This window comes from Leeuwenhoekiella sp. ZYFB001, from assembly GCF_011784865.1.
Lineage (GTDB): Bacteria > Bacteroidota > Bacteroidia > Flavobacteriales > Flavobacteriaceae > Leeuwenhoekiella > Leeuwenhoekiella palythoae.
In genome coordinates, this window is the sequence record NZ_CP050460.1 from 3268403 (window position 1) to 3286889 (window position 18487).

At 42.1% G+C, this 18487-nt stretch carries 13 protein-coding genes; 10 read left to right on the plus strand and 3 right to left on the minus strand.

The window, feature by feature from the left end:
* The first annotated feature begins 101 nt into the window (after nucleotides 1-101).
* From HCN54_RS13985 to HCN54_RS14010, 6 genes are all read left to right on the plus strand, one after another.
* Nucleotides 102-1115, plus strand: a complete 1014-nt coding sequence (locus HCN54_RS13985) for a ligase-associated DNA damage response exonuclease (RefSeq protein ID WP_167598923.1) — start codon at nucleotides 102-104, stop codon at nucleotides 1113-1115.
* On the plus strand, nucleotides 1112-2722 hold the full coding sequence (locus HCN54_RS13990) for an ATP-dependent DNA ligase (protein WP_167598268.1): 1611 nt from the start codon (nucleotides 1112-1114) through the stop codon (nucleotides 2720-2722). Before HCN54_RS13985 ends, HCN54_RS13990 begins: the two co-directional genes overlap by 4 nt.
* Nucleotides 2719-5187, plus strand: coding sequence for a ligase-associated DNA damage response DEXH box helicase (locus HCN54_RS13995; protein WP_167598269.1), 2469 nt, complete (start codon nucleotides 2719-2721; stop codon nucleotides 5185-5187). Before HCN54_RS13990 ends, HCN54_RS13995 begins: the two co-directional genes overlap by 4 nt.
* Before the next feature lie 147 nt (nucleotides 5188-5334).
* Nucleotides 5335-5742, plus strand: coding sequence for a VOC family protein (locus HCN54_RS14000; RefSeq protein WP_167598270.1), 408 nt, complete (start codon nucleotides 5335-5337; stop codon nucleotides 5740-5742).
* A gap of 103 nt (nucleotides 5743-5845) precedes the next feature.
* Nucleotides 5846-6481, plus strand: a complete 636-nt coding sequence (gene pdeM / locus HCN54_RS14005) for a ligase-associated DNA damage response endonuclease PdeM (RefSeq protein WP_167598271.1) — start codon at nucleotides 5846-5848, stop codon at nucleotides 6479-6481.
* Nucleotides 6478-7275, plus strand: coding sequence for a tryptophan-rich sensory protein (locus HCN54_RS14010; RefSeq protein ID WP_167598272.1), 798 nt, complete (start codon nucleotides 6478-6480; stop codon nucleotides 7273-7275). The genes pdeM and HCN54_RS14010 overlap by 4 nt, the downstream gene beginning before the upstream one ends.
* Here the strand turns inward: HCN54_RS14010 and HCN54_RS14015 are convergent.
* Nucleotides 7272-8624 carry a dihydrolipoyl dehydrogenase family protein gene (locus tag HCN54_RS14015; RefSeq protein ID WP_167598273.1) on the minus strand — a complete coding sequence of 451 codons (1353 nt, stop codon included), beginning with the start codon at nucleotides 8622-8624 and terminating at the stop codon, nucleotides 7272-7274. The genes HCN54_RS14010 and HCN54_RS14015 overlap by 4 nt on opposite strands.
* A gap of 160 nt (nucleotides 8625-8784) precedes the next feature.
* Here HCN54_RS14015 and mfd point away from each other — a divergent pair, with 160 nt between their 5' ends.
* A complete protein-coding gene (gene mfd, locus HCN54_RS14020) occupies nucleotides 8785-12168 on the plus strand; it encodes a transcription-repair coupling factor (RefSeq protein ID WP_167598924.1) in 3384 nt (1127 codons plus the stop codon).
* A gap of 77 nt (nucleotides 12169-12245) precedes the next feature.
* Here mfd and HCN54_RS14025 read toward each other — a convergent pair whose 3' ends face one another.
* A complete protein-coding gene (locus HCN54_RS14025; protein WP_167598274.1) occupies nucleotides 12246-12602 on the minus strand; it encodes a YraN family protein in 357 nt (118 codons plus the stop codon).
* A 5-nt stretch (nucleotides 12603-12607) separates the two neighbouring features.
* A complete protein-coding gene (locus HCN54_RS14030) occupies nucleotides 12608-13513 on the minus strand; it encodes an LD-carboxypeptidase (protein WP_167598275.1) in 906 nt (301 codons plus the stop codon).
* A 221-nt stretch (nucleotides 13514-13734) separates the two neighbouring features.
* On the opposite strand from HCN54_RS14030, the gene metG reads away from it, so the two are divergent.
* The 3 genes from metG to HCN54_RS14045 all read left to right on the plus strand — a co-directional run bounded on the left by metG (nucleotide 13735) and on the right by HCN54_RS14045 (nucleotide 18472).
* Nucleotides 13735-15816: a methionine--tRNA ligase gene (metG, locus tag HCN54_RS14035; RefSeq protein WP_205881690.1), complete on the plus strand. Its 2082-nt coding sequence runs from the start codon at nucleotides 13735-13737 to the stop codon at nucleotides 15814-15816.
* 95 nt (nucleotides 15817-15911) lie between these two features.
* On the plus strand, nucleotides 15912-16226 hold the full coding sequence (locus tag HCN54_RS14040; protein WP_167598276.1) for a GIY-YIG nuclease family protein: 315 nt from the start codon (nucleotides 15912-15914) through the stop codon (nucleotides 16224-16226).
* A gap of 104 nt (nucleotides 16227-16330) precedes the next feature.
* On the plus strand, nucleotides 16331-18472 hold the full coding sequence (locus HCN54_RS14045; RefSeq protein WP_167598277.1) for a Tex family protein: 2142 nt from the start codon (nucleotides 16331-16333) through the stop codon (nucleotides 18470-18472).
* Nucleotides 18473-18487 lie beyond the last annotated feature (15 nt).

The following is an 18487-nucleotide window of genomic DNA, read 5'->3' on the forward strand; positions in this document are numbered from 1 at the left end:
TGCTAAATCCTGCTAATGTTTTCTTAATCGGTTTATGCCTTACAGGCTTACTTTATACCTTTAAAATTCAATCGTTTGAATCCTTTAAAAACCAACAAACCATTAAAGCGCCACTTCTTCAATTTAATGACAAAGGCATTTATTGCGCCGCCGCAGATGTGTATCTCGACCCCTGGAAACTGGTTGACAAAGCCATTATTTCACACGGTCACGCAGATCATAGTCGCTGGGGTCACAAGGCTTACATCACGCACCACATCAATGTGCCCATAATCAAACACAGGTTGGGCGAAATCAACGTAACCGGTAAGGAATGGGGCGAAACCTTTACGATTAAAAATGTTAAATTCAGTTTGCATCCTGCAGGTCATATTATTGGCAGTTCGCAAATTCGCGTAGAACATAAAGGCGAAGTCTGGGTATTTACAGGCGATTATAAAACCGAAGATGACGGCGTCGCCACTCCGTACGAACCTGTTAAATGCCACACCTTTATTACCGAATGTACCTTTGGACTTCCTGCTTTTAAATGGCGGCCGCAAAGCGAAGTGTTTAACGACATCAACACCTGGTGGTCAGCTAATAAAGCTGAAGGTAAAACCTCAGTGATTTTTGGCTATTCTCTGGGTAAAGCACAGCGGTTGTTGCGGTATCTGGATACAGATATCGGTAAAATTTACACGCATGGTGCTATTGAAAATATGACGGAAGTGATACGGCCGCTCAGCCCGATGCCAGAAACCACGCGCGTCACCCGCGAGACCAAAAAAGAAGAACTTTTGGGAAATATTGTGGTTGCTCCGCCCAGCGCACATGGCAGCACGTGGATTCGTAAAATGGTGCCCTATGTCACCGCTTCAGCTAGTGGTTGGATGACCTTTAGAGGAGCCAGAAGGCGTCGGGCGATCGATAAAGGTTTTGTCCTTAGCGATCATTGCGACTGGCAAGGTTTACTAGAAAGTATTGAAGCCACTGGTGCCGAAAAGATCATCAGCACGCACGGCTATACCGATATTTTCACACGGTATTTGCTGGAGCAAGGTTATGACGCACGCACCGAAGCGACACAATATGAAGGCGAATTAGGAGAGGAAACTGAAAAAGAACAGGAATGAGAGCATTTGCCCAACTTATTAAAAAGATAGACAGCACCAACAAAACCAACATCAAGGTTGATGCCCTCACCGAATATTTTAAAGTGGCTCCGCCGCAGGATAAAGTATGGACGATCGCGATACTTTCACACCGCAGGCCTCCCCGACCGGTAAATACAACCTTACTGCGCACTTGGGCTTCAGAGCTTGCAAACATTCCGTTGTGGTTGTTTGAAGAAAGCTATCACATTGTGGGCGATCTCGCTGAGACGATCGCTTTGGTCATTCCTGCTTCAGAAGAAAGCACCGATAAAAGCCTCACGCAGTTTTTAGAAGAAATTTTAGCCCTCAAGAAAAAACCAGAAGAAGAAAAACGAGCGTACCTGCGATCAAACTGGACCGACCTCAACTATTATGAGCGTTTTGTATTTAGCAAACTCATTACAGGTAGTTTTCGCATTGGTGTAAGTCAGAAATTGATGACACGCGCGCTTGCAAAGGCTACCGGTATTGATGTTGATATTTTGGCCTATAAACTTATGGGAAACTGGGATCCCAAAACCATAAGTTTTCAAGAGCTTATTTTAGAGGAAAACAAAGCAGATTACCTCAGCAAACCGTATCCGTTTTACCTAGCTTATGCGATTGAAGATGAACCTGAAGATCTGGGCGAAGTTTCTGATTGGCTTGCAGAACATAAATGGGACGGCATTCGCTCGCAAGTGATCATTCGAGACAACGAACTCTTTGTATGGAGTCGCGGTGAAGAATTGGTTACCGATAAATATCCCGAGTTTGAGGCTTTGGTCGAAGCCTTACCTAACGGAACCGTTTTGGATGGCGAAATTCTTCCGTTTAAAAATGGGGTAATCGGCACCTTTAATGATTTACAAACGCGTATTGGTCGTAAAAATGTTTCTAAAGCATTGCTCAAAAAAACGCCGGTAATCCTCAAAGCTTACGATATTTTAGAATGGAAAGACAAAGACATTCGCGATCTGGCTTTCGCCGAAAGGCGCAAAATCCTTGAAAAATTATATACTGAAGTAACAACTGAATCACTACCCCTGCATCTTTCTGAAACCATGGAATTTGATAGCTGGGACGCTGCTGCTCAAGAACGCGAACGCAGCCGCGAAGTCATGTCTGAAGGTTTAATGCTGAAGCGTAAAGATTCGCCCTACCTGGTAGGACGTAAAAAAGGAGACTGGTGGAAATGGAAGGTTGAACCGCTTACCATTGACGCTGTACTCACCTATGCGATGCGCGGGCACGGCCGCCGCAGCAATTTATTTACCGACTACACTTTTGGACTTTGGGACGAGGAAAAAGAAGAACTTGTTACGTTTGCCAAAGCTTATTCCGGCCTTACTGATAAAGAATTTCGCAGTCTCGATGCGTGGATCAAAAAGAATACTTTAGAGCGTTTTGGTCCTGTACGTAGCGTGACTCCGTATCACGTTTTTGAGATCGCTTTTGAAGGCATCGCCCCTTCTAAACGTCATAAAAGTGGAGTTGCAACCCGTTTTCCAAGAATGCTGCGCTGGCGGAAGGATAAAAAAATTGAGGATGCCAATACCCTTGAAGATTTAAAACAATTGATCCCAAAGCCTGAGAAAGCAGAATGACCCACAAACAACTTCATAAACTCGCTCATTCTTGGTTTAAGGATCAAGGCTGGAAACCTTTTGCCTTTCAGGAAGAAACTTGGAATGCATTTTTAGAAGGTAAAAATGGATTGCTGAATGCGCCTACGGGAAGTGGAAAAACATATGCCTTATGGGTAGCCTTCGTATTGGATTACATCAAAAACAATCCCGATTATAAAACCAAACACAAGCCCGGTCTAAAAGCGATTTGGATCACACCTCTTCGAGCGCTTTCTGTTGAAATTGCACAAGCAGCCCAACGTTTTGCTGATGGTTTGGAAACCCAACTAACGGTTGGCATTCGCACCGGCGACACGCCTCAAGCCGAACGTGCAAAGCAAAAAAAGAAAATGCCAGACTTGCTAGTTACCACTCCAGAAAGTCTTCAGCTATTGCTGACTTCAAAAGGATATGACAAGGTTTTTAAGAATACGACTGCTATCGTTATTGATGAGTGGCACGAACTTTTAGGAAGCAAACGCGGTGTGCAAGTAGAGCTCGGTTTGTCTCGCCTCAAAACGATCGCGCCGCAGTTGCGTATTTGGGGTGTTTCGGCGACCATAGGAAATCTCAAACAGGCACGCGAGGTGCTTTTGGGACCCGAATCTCAAGCATTTAAAAATTCCGCATTAATCAAAGCCAATCTTGGAAAAACCTACAAAGTAGAAAGCATCATCCCGGAAACTATGGAAAAATTTCCGTGGCGTGGGCATATGGGTTTGCATTTGCTTGAAGAGGTGGTTCCTATCATCAATAACAGCAAAACCACTTTGCTTTTTACCAACACGCGGGCGCAATGTGAGTTGTGGTTTCAAAGGTTGATGCATAAACATCCCGAATTTGCCGGTGAGATGGCGATGCATCACGGCAGCATCAATAAAGAAACACGATTATGGGTAGAAGAAGCCATTCGCAACGAAAGCCTTAAAGCCGTGATCTGTACTTCGAGCTTGGATCTGGGCGTTGATTTTGCTCCGGTGGAAAGCATTATCCAAATTGGCGGGCCAAAAGGGGTTGCGCGCTTTTTACAACGTGCAGGACGTAGCGGTCACCAACCCGGTAAAGAAAGTGTGATCTACTTTTTACCCACGCACGCCATCGAGTTGATCGAAGCTTCGGCACTAGGCAAGGCGGCGATCAATCAAGTGGTAGAAGATCGTATTCCGTATTTATTGAGCTTTGATGTGTTGATTCAATATTTGACAACTTTAGCGGTTTCAGACGGTTTTTATCCTGCGGAAATTTATCAGGAAGTCAAGCAAACCTTCTGCTTTCAGGCGATGTCAGACGAGCAATGGAGTTGGATCTTAAATTTCATCACAAAGGGCAGTCAGTCGTTGCAAGCCTATGATGAGTATAAAAAAATTGAGATCGAAGAAGACGGAAAGTTCAAAGTAAACAGCAGATCGGTAGCGATGCGCCACCGTCTACAAATTGGCACCATTGTTGGCGATGCGGCGCTTCAGGTTAAATATTTAAAAGGAGGTTATATTGGTACGGTTGAAGAGTGGTTTATTTCTAAACTGAAGCCCGGCGACGTCTTTACGTTTGCTGGAAGAAATCTCGAACTCTACCGCATTAAAGGAATGCAGGTTTTGGTCAAAAAAGCTAAAACCAAAAAACAAGCGCGCGTGGTGAGTTGGATGGGCGGCCGACTCACATTATCTGCACAAATGAGCGAATTACTGCGCGAAGAGCTGTACTCGGCAAATCTTCCCTTTGAACAACAAACGCGCGAACTGCAAGCCCTCAAAGATATTTTTGCGCGGCAACGCGTAGAATCTATCGTACCGACTGACGACCAATTTTTGATCGAAACCTTTAAAAGTCGGGAAGGCTATCACCATATTTTTTATCCGTTTGAAGGGCGTTTTGTGCACGAGGCTTTGGGCAGTTTGCTCGCCTATCGCATTAGTTTACTGTCGCCAATTACCTTCAGCATCGCTTTTAACGATTATGGTTTTGAAATTCTTTCTGATCAACAAATAGACATGCAGCAAGTGCTCGACAATGACTTGTTCACTTCAGCTTATTTATTTGAAGACTTGCAAAAAAGCTTAAACAGCACAGAAATGGCACGGCGTAAATTCAGAGATATTGCGGTGATTAGCGGTATGGTTTTTACTGGATTTCCGGGGAAAATCATTAAAAACAAACATTTGCAAAGCAACAGTCAGTTGTTGTTTGAAGTATTCAGAGATTATGAACCGGAGAATCTCTTGTTTCAACAAGCCTATCGCGAGACTTTTGAACATCAATTGGAAGAAGGCCGTTTACGCATCGCTCTTGAGCGAATTGAACAACTAGAGATTGTAGTCAGAAACTGTAAAAAAGCAACCCCATTTTCGTTCCCGATCATTACCGATCGCCTTCGTGAAAAACTAAGCAGCGAGAAACTTGAAGATCGCATTAAAAATATGCTGAAGTATCTTGATAAATACTAGCTTCACCTTTTCAATCTTAACAAACTTTAGTCTTTCCTTAAGCCTAAAATAACAGCTTACAGCCTGTAAACACTAGTCCTTTCCCGTATCTTTAAAATAAAGAAAACTAATCCTTTCCGCTTTGCGGAAAACCAAAAAAATAAAGTTATGAAAAGTGTACAACCGTATTTGACCTTTAGAGGAAATTGTCAGGAAGCCTTAAATTTTTATCAGAACTGCTTTGGCGGTCAGATCAAAAATAAAGACACCTATGAAGGCAAAGAAATTGATATTCCCGGAGATTATCGCAACAAATTGCAGCATGCCGAATTAGAAGGAAAAGGAATTCATATTATGGCGTATGACGCGGCACCAGACACGCCACTTACCGAAGGAAATCAGGTGCAATTAAGTGTGGATTTAGAGAGTAAGGAAGAAACCGATGAATTATTTCAAAAACTTTCTGCCGGCGGACAAGTTGTAACTCAATTGCAAGAAACCAGCTGGAATGCGTATTACGGAAGATTGCGCGATCAATTCGGCGTAACTTGGATGCTTAATTATCAAATGAATTAAAATATTTCATTTTAGAACGATTAGAAAAATCTGCTCATCAAGAGCAGATTTTTTGTTTTTATAAACAGCCATTTGATCAAGAAAACTTGAAATTTGTCAAGCAATGACGCAAGAGATCAGTATACAGAATAACACATTTACGATGCATCCTTCGGGAGGAATGCTTTGGCATGAGAAGCGCATGCTGTTGATCGCTGATGTACATCTTGGGAAGGTTTCGCATTTTAGAAAACACGGGAGCGCAGTGCCACTTAGAGCGGTTGCTGCCAATTTTGACCAGCTCACGCGCGTGGCCGATTATTATCAGGCGCAGTCTATTTGTTTTTTGGGTGATCTCTTTCACAGCAGCTTAAATACCGAATGGAAACTTTTTGAAAAATGGGTGCAGTCTCGTGAAGAAACCTTAATCCTCATCGCCGGGAATCACGATATCATTTCACCTGTCAAATATGAAAATCTGAATATTGATATTTACAGTGAATTTCAATCGAATGGTTTTTTGTTGACGCATCACCCGGAGGAGCGTAAAGGCTTTTTCAATTTTTGCGGACACATACATCCCGGAATTCGGTTGGGCGGAATTGGCCGACAAGCGCTTAAACTTTCGTGTTTCTTTAAGACTGAAAATCAATTGATTTTACCTGCGTTTGGTACCTTTACTGGAAACTATTATCTCGAACCTCAACCGGGAAATCAAGTTTTTGCAATAACTAAAAATGAGGTAATCCCCATTCAATGAAAAAAAAATTAGCCCTAATCAATTTGGTATCTGTGATTACCGCCGTTGTAGTCAATTATCTTTCTCAAACACAACGCTGGAACAATACGACCATTGGCGAGATGAGCGCTAAATACGATAACCTCTTCACGCCTGCCGGCTATGCTTTTGCGATTTGGGGTGTGATTTTTTTAGGACTGATAGCCTATGCCCTTTTCGGAATTAAACGCGCATTTTTCAGTAAAAAAGAAACACCGCATATTGAGCAAACCGGTTATTGGTTTGCGCTAACCAACTTTTTAAATACGGCATGGGTGGTTGCTTTTACCTATGACTACGTCTGGCTTTCGGTTTTAATCATCATCGGGATGTTGATCTCGCTTTTAAAAATCGTTTTTAGAACCAATATGGAGCGCTGGGATGCACCTATCGAGATCATCGCTTTTGTATGGTGGCCCGTTTGTATTTACAGCGGTTGGATCGCTGTGGCAACTATTGCAAATATTTCGGCGTTTTTGGTCAAGCTGGGATTTGCCGGAAGCCAGTTAACACAAATCATTTTTACGATGCTTTTAATTACGATCGCGGTTTACATCAATTTATTGATCACAAATCTGCGTAATATGCGTGAGTTTGCAATGGTGGGTGCCTGGGCGCTTTTTGCTATTTTTATACGGCATAAGGAAGGCTTAGAAAGTGTTGCTTTTTTCGCTTTGGCGGGCTGTCTTTTGCTTGTTGTTACTGCAGGATTACACGGCTATCGCAATCGAGCAACCAATCCGTTTATTAAACTCAAGCAGCGGTTAAATTCTTAAAGCATCGATTTTATATCGTTTGCCCAACTGGGATAACTAAAAACCATTCCTTTTAACGTGTTTACCTCAAGCTTACTGTGCATCGCCATCATAAATAAATTGATGGTTTCCGCAGCTTCGCTGCTTAGTAGATGTGCACCTAAAAGTTGACCGCTTTGCTTATCAATTAGCGTTTTATACGCATAATGTGTTTCATTCAAGCGCTTGGCATTATACCAATCTTCAGCAGAAGCGGTTTTGACTATAAAATCATAGCCTTGCTCTTGAGCCTCTTGCTCCGTGAGTCCCACACTCGCCAATTGCGGAATAGTAAAAACTGCGGAAGGTGTTGCAGGCACATTGACTTCTGCGCTGTTTCCATTTAAAATGTTTTTGGAGACATAGTAGGCTTCTTGATGCGCTACCGGAGTCAAGGGCAAATTACTTGTGTCTGAAACATCACCGCAAGCATAAACCGAAGGATTGGTCGTGCTTTGCATAAATGCATTTACGGCAACCCCTTTTTTTGAAAACACAACATTGCCTTTATCCAGATCGAGTTCATCTACGGCTGGGACGCGACCCGCAGTATTAAAGATCAATTCGGCTTTTAATTCTTCTGAATTTCCGTTGTGATCTACCGTTAATCTATAGTTTTTACGCAGTTTTTCGATCGCTTTTGCTTCGGCGTTAAAAAGGAATTTAATGCCAAGTTCTTCCGATTTTTTTTGAAGTTGAAGCGCTAAGTCTTCGTCAAAATTAGACAGTATACGCCCATTCACATCAACAATGGTAACATCTACCCCGCAGCGTGCAGCAATATGGGCAAATTCCATCCCGATATAACCTGCCCCTATAAAAATTATACTTTCGGGCAGTGCTTCAAGCTCAAGAAAGTCATCACTAATTTGTGCAAGTTCGTCTCCCGGAATATTCAAATTCAACGCAGTATTTCCGGTAGCGATCACAATTTTATCGGCGGTAACAGTCTTCCCCTCCACAGACAAAGTATTTTCATCTAAAAACTTTGGGGATTGATGGTACAACGTAATCCCTTGGTCTTTGAGCTTTTCTTCCGTAGTGAACGGTACGGCTCCGGTAAATGTTTTTTTGAATTCCATCAGATCAGACCAACTTACCTCAGGAAGCTCTTTTATTCCTTTTCCTTTTAAATTTTGGCTGCGCTCGATGATTTCGGTGAGGCCTACTAAGACCTTTTTGGGATCACAACCTCTGTTAGCACAAGTTCCGCCAAATTCCCGATTGTCTGCAATCGCAACATTTAAGCCCGCTTCAACTGCGTCATAAGCCACGTGTTTGCCAGCATTACCAGTACCAATTACAAAAAGATCGTAGTGCGCTATCGCCATAATATTGAATTTTTATAAAGATACAGGGGAGTGCGTGGGTTTTATGTTAGTGAAATTGTAAATCCCTGTTATGCGTTTGCCAAAAGCATTTTTGTTACCAAAATGCTAAATCTCAAAAGCTGTTTTGAAACCAAGTTTTCCGCAGTATCTTTGCCCACCTATGGGTAAAACCACGATCACCAAGCCTTTTTTAGAGTCTGCACAACTGCAAGAACTCGGGAACGCTATTGCCGTCTCTCAAAATAGAATCAATCTCGACGGACTCATAGGTTCGTCGCTTTCTATAACTATTGCCGAAAGTTTTAAAACTGCAGATAAGCCTTTTCTGGTTATTCTAAATGATAAGGAAGAAGCGGCGTATATTCTTAACGATCTGGAGCAATTGGTCAAAGAGGATCACGTGCTGTTTTATCCCGGAAGTTACCGCAGACCTTATCAAATTGAAGAGACCGATAATGCCAATGTTTTATTGCGTGCCGAAGTGCTTAACCGCATCAACAGCCGTAAAAAACCGGCGCTTATTGTCACCTATCCTGATGCGCTTTTTGAAAAAGTAGTCACCCGAAAGGAACTTGATAAAAGCACACTCAAGGTAAAAGTCAACGATAATCTCTCGCTGGATTTTGTTAATGAAATGCTCTTTGAGTATAAGTTTAAGCGTGTTGATTTTGTGACCGAACCCGGCGAATTTTCGGTACGTGGGGGAATTATTGATGTGTTTTCTTTTTCACACGATCAGCCTTATCGTATTGAGTTTTTTGGCGATGAGGTAGACAGCATCCGGACGTTTGATGTAGAATCACAGCTTTCTGTTGATAAGATCAACAAAATAAGCCTGATGCCTAATGTAGAAAACAAGGCGCTTCAGGAAACCCGGGAAAGCTTCTTAAAATATATTGCTGCAGATACGGTGATTTTTACTCAGGATATTGAGCAATTGGCTACACGTATCGATACCAATTTTAGCAAAGCAGAAGAAGCATTTCAGAAGCTAGACAGTGAGATAAAAAGACATAAACCTTCAGAGTTATTTTGTGACGCTACAAGCATCAAAAAACAACTTCTGGATTTTACGCTGGTGCGGGTGAGTGAAGGCTTATCCTTACCGAGCTATAAAGCTTCCGTAAGCATCAATTTCAACCAGCAGCCGCAACCGGCATTTAACAAGCAATTCAATTTGCTTATCGAAAATCTAAATGAAAATCACGAGGCCGGTTATACCAATTATATTTGTTGCGCCAGCGAGCAACAGGCCAAACGTTTTCAGGATATTTTTAATGATGCCGACCTCAACGTAAAGCAATACGAGACCATTATTATCTCGCTTTACCGCGGTTTTATTGATGACGATCTAAAAATGGTGTGTTACACAGACCATCAGATCTTTGAGCGTTATCATAAGTTTAAATTGAAAGACGGCTACGCCAAAAAACAAGCGATCACGCTTAAAGAATTGACCAGTCTTCAAGTAGGTGATTATATCACGCATATTGATCACGGGATCGGAAAATTTGGCGGACTCCAGAAAATTGAAGTAGAAGGAAAACGTCAAGAAGCTATAAAACTTATTTATGGCGAGCGCGATGTGCTTTATTTAAGTATTCACTCGCTGCATAAAGTGACCAAATACAACGGCAAAGACGGGAAGCCACCACAGATCTACAAACTGGGAAGCGCTGCCTGGAAAAAGCTGAAACAAAAGACCAAAACCAAGGTTAAGGAAATCGCCTTTAACCTCATTAAATTATACGCCAAACGCCGTCTTGAAAAAGGCTTTGCTTTTGGCCCTGATACCTATTTGCAAAACGAACTCGAAGCGAGTTTTATTTACGAAGACACGCCAGATCAAAGCAGCGCCACCGAAGCCGTAAAAGCCGATATGGAAAGTCCGCGCCCGATGGATCGTCTGGTTTGTGGAGATGTAGGTTTTGGTAAGACCGAAGTTGCCATCAGAGCTGCATTTAAAGCTGTGGATAACGGGAAGCAGGTTGCCGTGCTTGTGCCCACCACGATTTTGGCTTTTCAGCATCATAAAACCTTCAGTGAACGACTAAAAGATTTACCGGTCACGGTAGATTACCTGAACCGTTTCCGCACTGCGAAAGAAAAAAGAGAAACGCTTGAACGTCTTGAAAATGGTCGTCTAGATATTATCATAGGTACACACCAACTCACCAACAAAAATGTAAAGTTTAAAGATCTCGGGCTGCTGATCGTTGATGAAGAACAGAAATTTGGTGTTGCGGTAAAAGATAAACTGAAGACCATTAAGGAAAATGTTGATACGTTAACCTTAACGGCGACGCCTATCCCACGTACGCTGCAATTCAGTTTGATGGCGGCGCGTGATTTGAGTACGATCACCACACCACCGCCCAACCGCTACCCTATTGAAACACACATCATCAGACTTTCTGAAGAAACGATACGCGATGCGATCTCGTATGAAATTCAGCGTGGCGGTCAGGTATTCTTCATACACAACAGGCTACAAAATATTAAGGAAGTTGCGGGAATGATTCAGCGTCTGGTTCCTGATGCTAAGGTGGCTATCGGTCACGGGCAGATGGACGGGAAAAAGCTTGAAGAACTGATGCTGCAATTTATGGATGGCGCTTTTGATGTTTTGGTTTCTACAACCATTATAGAAAGTGGTCTCGATGTGCCTAATGCCAACACGATTTTTATCAATAACGCCAATAATTTTGGTCTGTCTGACTTGCACCAGATGCGCGGACGTGTAGGCCGAAGTAACAAAAAAGCATTTTGTTATTTCATCACGCCACCACTTTCGGCGATGACTGATGATGCGCGCAAACGAATCACGGCTTTAGAGCAGTTCTCAAGTTTGGGAAGTGGTTTCAATATTGCGATGAAAGATTTAGAAATACGCGGCGCCGGAGATTTATTAGGTGGTGAGCAAAGCGGATTTATCAATGAAATAGGTTTTGACACCTACCAGAAAATCCTCAATGAAGCGATTGAAGAGCTGAAGGAAAATGAATTTGCAGAACTCTATGCGCACGAAAATGTTGATGACGAAAACAAAGAATACGTTAAAGACACAGTAATAGATTCTGACTTTTCATTGTTGTTCCCAGATGATTACATCAACAATATCACAGAGCGTTTAAATCTCTATACCGAATTGAACAACCTCAAAACCGAAGAAGAACTCGCAGCTTTTGAAGCGCGTTTGATCGACCGTTTTGGAGAACTGCCTAAACAAGCCGAAGACTTGTTGAATTCGGTGCGTATTAAATGGATCGCTACACATTACGGACTGGAAAAAGTGGTGATGAAAAACAAAAAACTCATCGGGTTCTTTATTGCTGATCAGCAGTCTAAATTTTATCAAAGTCCGGCGTTTTCCAGAGTGCTTCAGTTTGTACAAACCCATTCAAACAAGGTCACGCTTAAAGAGAAAAAAACCAGCAAAGGTTTACGCTTGTTGTTGACCGCGGCCGGCGTTTCTTCAGTAGAAAAAGCTTTGGATATCCTAAGACCTTTAATGCCTAAAAAGGTAGAACAGGTTTCAGAATAGGTTAAAACCAAAACACTGCAGAAGTATAACTTTAAAAAAAGAGGAATCAATTCAAGTTTGATTCCTCTTTTTAAGTTTCAGAAATAATAAAACGCATCTTCAAAATGCTCCAGTTGTTCTTGGGTTTTATTTTTTAAAATGGCGATGACGTCAAAACGAACTTCAAGATCCAGATCGTTTGAAATGATGTACTCATTGGCAGCTTTTACCAGCAATTTGATCTTTGCCGGCGTCACAAAATCTTGTGGATCGCCAAAAAAATCAGAGTTGCGTGTTTTGACTTCAACAACGATCAATTGATTGTCTTTTAGCGCGATAATATCCAATTCAGCTTTGTTGAAAAACCAATTGCGTTCTAAAAGTTCATAACCCTTTTTCTCGAGATAGTTCGCAGCATATTCTTCACCCCATTTCCCGAGTTCGTTATGATTCATAAGCCTTATTCCAATTGATCAAAATAGAGTTTAGCACCACGCTCATTCACCTCAAGTGAAGCGCTTCGGCCCAAAATAAGCGCACGGTTATCTTTTAAATGCCCCGCCGGAAAATCAAAACATACCGGATAGTCGTATTCAGCAACAGCATCCATTACAATTTCTTTAGCGGTTTTCCCAAAAGGTGTTGAGTTGTCGTGCATACTGGTAAGCCCGCCTACTACCAAACCGCGTATATTCCGCAGCATGCCGTTGCGTTTTAAATTGACCATCATTCGGTCTACGTGGTATAAATATTCATCCAGGTCTTCAAGAAACAAAATCTTGTTGGTCGTATCTATGGCAGAGTGGCTTCCGCAAAGCGAATATAAAATAGAGATATTTCCGCCTACCAGTTCGCCTTTGGCCGTTCCCAACCGGTTTAAAGGAGCGCTTTCAATGTGATAATGTACCGGTTTGCCAGACCAGGCATTCTCTAAAGTTTGTTTGGCAACCGCAGTATTTCGCGCAATTCCCACAGGCATAACTCCGTGAATGGTTTCAAAACCCAATTTATGAATTTGGGAATGCAGCACCGTCACATCACTATACCCAATGATCCATTTAGGGTATTTAATGAATTTATAAAAATTGATCTCATCGATGATGCGCACCGTTCCATAACCACCTTTTGCACACCAGATCGCATTGATTTCTTCGTCATCAAGCATCGCTTGTAAATCTGCTGCGCGCAAAGCATCAGTACCACCATATTGATTGTCTGAAGCGCCAATGGTTTTTCCCAGCACAGGTTCTAGTCCGCAAGATTTCAATAGCGCAATTCCGTTTTCGAGATCCTCGCGATCTGCCTTGCGAGCAGTGCACACGATACCAACTTTATCTCCTTCTTTTAAATAGGGCGGGGTTAACATACCAATTCTTTTTAGCCTGAGGGCTTTAAATTCATTATTCCGTTTAGGGGTTTTCTAATTTTAGAAAAAGAAAACAACAGACCACTATAAGAAAACGGGGAAAGCAGTCTTAAATTTTCTCCTTGTAAAATACCAATATACGCACTTATTAAATGAAGTGCTAGTCTGGTTTTGTTTATATGCATAAATGGTATCTTTGCCGCTGAAATTTTATTCGCATTATGAGTCCGAAACGATATACAATTACCGCCGCATTACCTTATACCAATGGGCCAATTCACATTGGGCATTTAGCCGGAGTTTATGTTCCTGCAGATATTTATGCCCGCTACCTGAGAGGTATGGGTAAGGATGTTGCTTACATCTGCGGTAGTGATGAGCACGGCGTTGCCATTAGCATCAAAGCCAAAAAAGAAGGAATCACTCCACAAGAAGTGGTAGATAAATATCACAAGATCATCAAAGATTCTTTTGAAGATTTTGGGATTTCCTTTGACAATTACTCGCGTACTTCGGCACAAGTACATCACGATACGGCTTCAGAATTTTTCAAAACCCTTTATGCAAAAGGTGATTTTATTGAGGAAGTGACCGAGCAGCTTTTTGATGCCGAAGCCAATCAGTATTTAGCCGATCGTTTCGTAACCGGAACCTGCCCAAAATGTGGCCACGAAGAAGCTTACGGTGATCAGTGCGAAAATTGCGGATCTTCTTTAAATGCAACCGATTTAATTAATCCAAAATCAACCATTTCTGGTTCTAAACCCATTTTAAAAGAAACCAGACACTGGTTCCTACCGCTGGATCGCTATGAAGATTTTCTGAAAAAATGGATTCTTGACGGGCATAAAAGCGATTGGAAACCGAATGTTTACGGGCAATGTAAATCGTGGATCGATGAAGGTTTACGACCTCGCGCAGTAACCCGTGATCTCGATTGGGGAATTCCTGTGCCGGTAGACGGTGCCGAAGGCAAAGTGCTTTATGTATGGTTTGATGCCCCAATAGGCTATATTTCTTCAACTAAAGAATGGGCTGCGCGCGAAGGCAAAAACTGGGAAGATTACTGGAAAGCAGACGATACTAAACTGGTGCACTTTATCGGGAAAGACAATATTGTTTTTCACTGTATTATTTTCCCAAGTATGCTGGAAGCCGAAGGAAGCTATATTTTACCAGACAATGTGCCGGCGAATGAATTTTTGAACTTAGAAGGCAATAAGCTTTCTACTTCAAAAAACTGGGCAGTTTGGTTGCACGAATATCTTGAAGAGTTTCCCGGGCAGCAGGATGTATTGCGTTATACGCTTACGGCCAACGCTCCAGAAACTAAAGACAACGACTTTACCTGGGCAGATTTTCAAGCTAGAAATAACAATGAACTGGTTGCCATTTTTGGTAACTTCATCAACCGTGTGGTCGTATTGACCAATAAATATTACGAAGGAGCAATCCCGCAACCTTCTGAATTTAATGCTGAAGATGAACGCGTATTGGCCGAAATGAAAGCCTATCCGGCGGTGATCGCGAGTTCAATTGAACGCTACCGTTTCCGAGAAGCGCAAAACGAACTGATGAATGTTGCCCGTCTGGGAAATAAATACCTAGCCGATGCAGAACCATGGAAATCTATAAAAACTGATCCTGAACGCACAAAAACAGTGATGTACATCGCACTGCAAATCGCCGGAACACTAGCTGTTTTGAGCGAACCGTTTTTACCTCATACGGCAAAAACGCTTAAGCACATGCTCAATATAGAGAGCGAAGATCCGCTTATACAACTTCCTGAGCCATTGAGCTGGGAGCTTCTGGGAGAGAAAATAGATTTACTTCCTGTAGGGCACAGCATCAATAAAGCCGCGCTTTTATTCAGCAAAATAGAAGACGAGCAAATACAAAAACAACTTGACAAATTAGAAGCGACTAAAATGAGTAATCAAGCCGAAAACACTCCGGTAACCCCACAAAAAGACACAATCGAATTTGATGATTTCACCAAGTTAGATTTACGTGTAGGAACCATTCTGGAAGCTAAAAAAATGGCCAAAACCAAAAAGCTTTTAATCCTAAAAGTAGATACCGGCCTTGATGTGCGCACCATAGTTTCTGGTATTGCCGAAAGCTTTAAACCGGAAGATATAATAGGTAAACAAGTAACCGTTGTGGCCAATTTAGCTCCGCGTAAATTACGTGGCGTAGAAAGTCAAGGAATGATCCTAATGACCGAAGATAAACAAGGAAAACTCGTGTTTATGAATCCTGATACGGCCGGAGTAAAGAACGGTGAAGCGGTGAGTTAATGTCTCGACTGCGCTCGACAGGACAAGATTTGAAATTAATAAGTACTTTATTTTGTCACATCGAGCGCAGTCGAGATGCCATCTAATACATTATTATGAAAACTTATTTTGTTTACATACTTCAATGCGCTGATGGCTCATATTATAACGGAATGACTAATAATCTTGAATTGCGACTTGAACAACATAATTCTGGGACAAAACCTGCTAGTTATACCTATAAACGTAGGCCAGTATTTTTAGTCTTTAATCAAGATTTTAGTGATGTAAATCAAGCCATTCTGTTTGAGAAAAAGATTAAAAAATGGAGTGCTAAAAAGAAGAAAGCCCTTATTAATGGGGATTTCTATCTACTTCAAATTTTAGCGGAATGTCGAAATGAAACACACCATAAGTTTAAACCTGATTAATGTCTCGACTGCGCTCGACAGGACATAAAATGAAACATCAATAGACATTCTCGTGTCACATCGAGCGCAGTCGAGATGCTCAGTGAAAATATAATTTTAAAAGCATGCTTGCACTTCTCTCCTACCTAAAATCTTCAACCAATCTTCCGGAAACGGGCATCAAGAATGTGTTACAACTTCTTGATGAAGATGCGACCATCCCCTTTATTGCGCGTTATCGTAAAGAACGCACCGGGAATTTAGACGAAGTGCAACTGGGCGAAATTGTAAAGTTTAAAGAACAGTTTGAGGCTTTAGAAAAGCGGAAAGCTACCATTCTAAAAGCTTTAGAAGAGCAAGAAGTTTTGACTGCAGAACTTCAGAAGCAAATAGAAAACACTACAGACACTACTGTTTTAGAAGATCTATATCTTCCGTATAAAAAGACGCGAAAAACAAAAGCAGATACCGCTCGTGAACAAGGACTAGAACCGCTCGCCAAAATTATTATGGCGCAAAACACGCGCGATCTGGAACAAGCTGCCGGAAGGCTTTTAAACAAAGAAGTAGCTTCCGTAGAAGAAGCACTTGAGGGCGCTCGCCACATCATTGCAGAATGGGTGAATGAGCGCAGCGATGTGCGCAACTATTTAAGGAACCAAATAGAACGTTACGCACAGATTGCTTCTAAGGTAGTAAAGTCTAAAAAGGACGATGAAAAAGCACTCAAATACAAAGATTATCTTGATTGGGAAGAGGCCTTAAACCGCATTCCTTCACATCGTTTTCTGGCACTTTCTCGTGCGGCTGATGAAGGTTTTATTCGTTTAAAACTGGATATTGACACCGATCGCGCTTTAGCTCACATCGCCAATAAAATGGTGAAATCACGCGGAGACTGTGCTGAGCACATTGAGCTTGCCGTTGCTGATGCTTATAAACGTTTGCTGTTTCCGGCATTGAGCAACGAGGCTTTAAGCACTGCTAAAGAAAAAGCCGATGCAGAAGCGATCAGTGTTTTTGCAAAAAATTTACGCCAACTGCTTTTAGGTTCGCCACTTGGCGAAAAGCGTATTCTCGCGATCGATCCGGGTTTTAGAACAGGTTGTAAGGTGGTTTGCCTTGACGAAAATGGCGGTTTGCAGCATAATGAAACCATTTACCCACATCCTCCTAAAAACGATACTAAAGGTGCAATGCGTAAGATCAGTTTTCTGGTAGATGCGCATAAGATCGAAGCCATCGCCATAGGTAACGGGACCGCCAGCAGAGAGACCGAGCAGTTTATCAAGCGTATGCAATTCAATCGGGAGCTTGAAGTATTTGTGGTGAGCGAGGCCGGTGCAAGTATTTATTCGGCTTCAAAGATCGCGCGAGACGAGTTCCCCAATTATGATGTGACGGTGCGCGGTGCGGTTTCTATTGGTCGTCGACTTGCAGACCCGCTTGCGGAGTTGGTGAAGATCGATGCAAAATCCATTGGCGTGGGACAATATCAACATGATGTGGATCAAACCAAATTGAAAAACGAACTCGATCGCGTTGTTGAAAGCTGTGTAAACACGGTAGGTGTAAACATCAACACCGCTAGCATTCCGTTGCTGAGTTATGTTTCGGGAATTGGACCAAAACTGGCTGAAAACATTGTAACCTACAGAGACGAAAACGGTGCTTTCGCTTCGCGGAAAGAAATTTTAAACGTTCCGCGTTTGGGTGCTAAAGCTTACGAGCAAGCTGCCGGTTTTTTACGTATCAAGAATGCTGAAAATCCGTTAGACGATTCGGCTGTGCATCCTGAGCGTTATGCTTTGGTTGAACAAATGGCTAAAAATCTGAAGCTTTCCGTAGCAGAATTGGTAGGCAATAAAACCGTGATTAAAGAATTAAGTCTGGAGGATTATGTTTCTGATGAAGTGGGCGAACTTACGCTAAAAGATATTCTAGACGAACTCGAAAAACCCGGTTTGGATCCACGAGAACCGGCAAAGGCATTCACGTTCAATCAAAATATACATAAGATCGAAGATCTTGAACCCGGTCAATTACTTCCCGGGATCGTGAATAACATCACCAACTTTGGGGCCTTTGTAGATATCGGTATCAAAGAAAGTGGATTAATTCACATTTCCAACTTGGCTGACGGTTTTGTAAGTGATGTAAATGCATACGTAAGTTTACAAGAACAAGTTGTGGTTAAAGTGCTTGAGGTAGACATTAAACGCAAGCGCATTCAACTTAAATTGCATATACTGAATCAAATATCTTAATATTTTAAAAAATAC

Coding starts and splice junctions, on each gene's coding strand:
- HCN54_RS14000 (WP_167598270.1), top strand. CDS start 5,335: ATGAAAAGTGTACAACCGTATTTGACCTTTAGAGGAAATTGTCAGGAA.
- HCN54_RS13995 (WP_167598269.1), top strand. CDS start 2,719: ATGACCCACAAACAACTTCATAAACTCGCTCATTCTTGGTTTAAGGAT.
- HCN54_RS14030 (WP_167598275.1), bottom strand. CDS start 13,513: ATGTTAACCCCGCCCTATTTAAAAGAAGGAGATAAAGTTGGTATCGTG.
- HCN54_RS14015 (WP_167598273.1), bottom strand. CDS start 8,624: ATGGCGATAGCGCACTACGATCTTTTTGTAATTGGTACTGGTAATGCT.
- pdeM (WP_167598271.1), top strand. CDS start 5,846: ATGACGCAAGAGATCAGTATACAGAATAACACATTTACGATGCATCCT.
- HCN54_RS14045 (WP_167598277.1), top strand. CDS start 16,331: ATGCTTGCACTTCTCTCCTACCTAAAATCTTCAACCAATCTTCCGGAA.
- HCN54_RS14025 (WP_167598274.1), bottom strand. CDS start 12,602: ATGAATCATAACGAACTCGGGAAATGGGGTGAAGAATATGCTGCGAAC.
- HCN54_RS13990 (WP_167598268.1), top strand. CDS start 1,112: ATGAGAGCATTTGCCCAACTTATTAAAAAGATAGACAGCACCAACAAA.
- HCN54_RS14040 (WP_167598276.1), top strand. CDS start 15,912: ATGAAAACTTATTTTGTTTACATACTTCAATGCGCTGATGGCTCATAT.
- metG (WP_205881690.1), top strand. CDS start 13,735: ATGAGTCCGAAACGATATACAATTACCGCCGCATTACCTTATACCAAT.
- HCN54_RS14010 (WP_167598272.1), top strand. CDS start 6,478: ATGAAAAAAAAATTAGCCCTAATCAATTTGGTATCTGTGATTACCGCC.
- mfd (WP_167598924.1), top strand. CDS start 8,785: ATGGGTAAAACCACGATCACCAAGCCTTTTTTAGAGTCTGCACAACTG.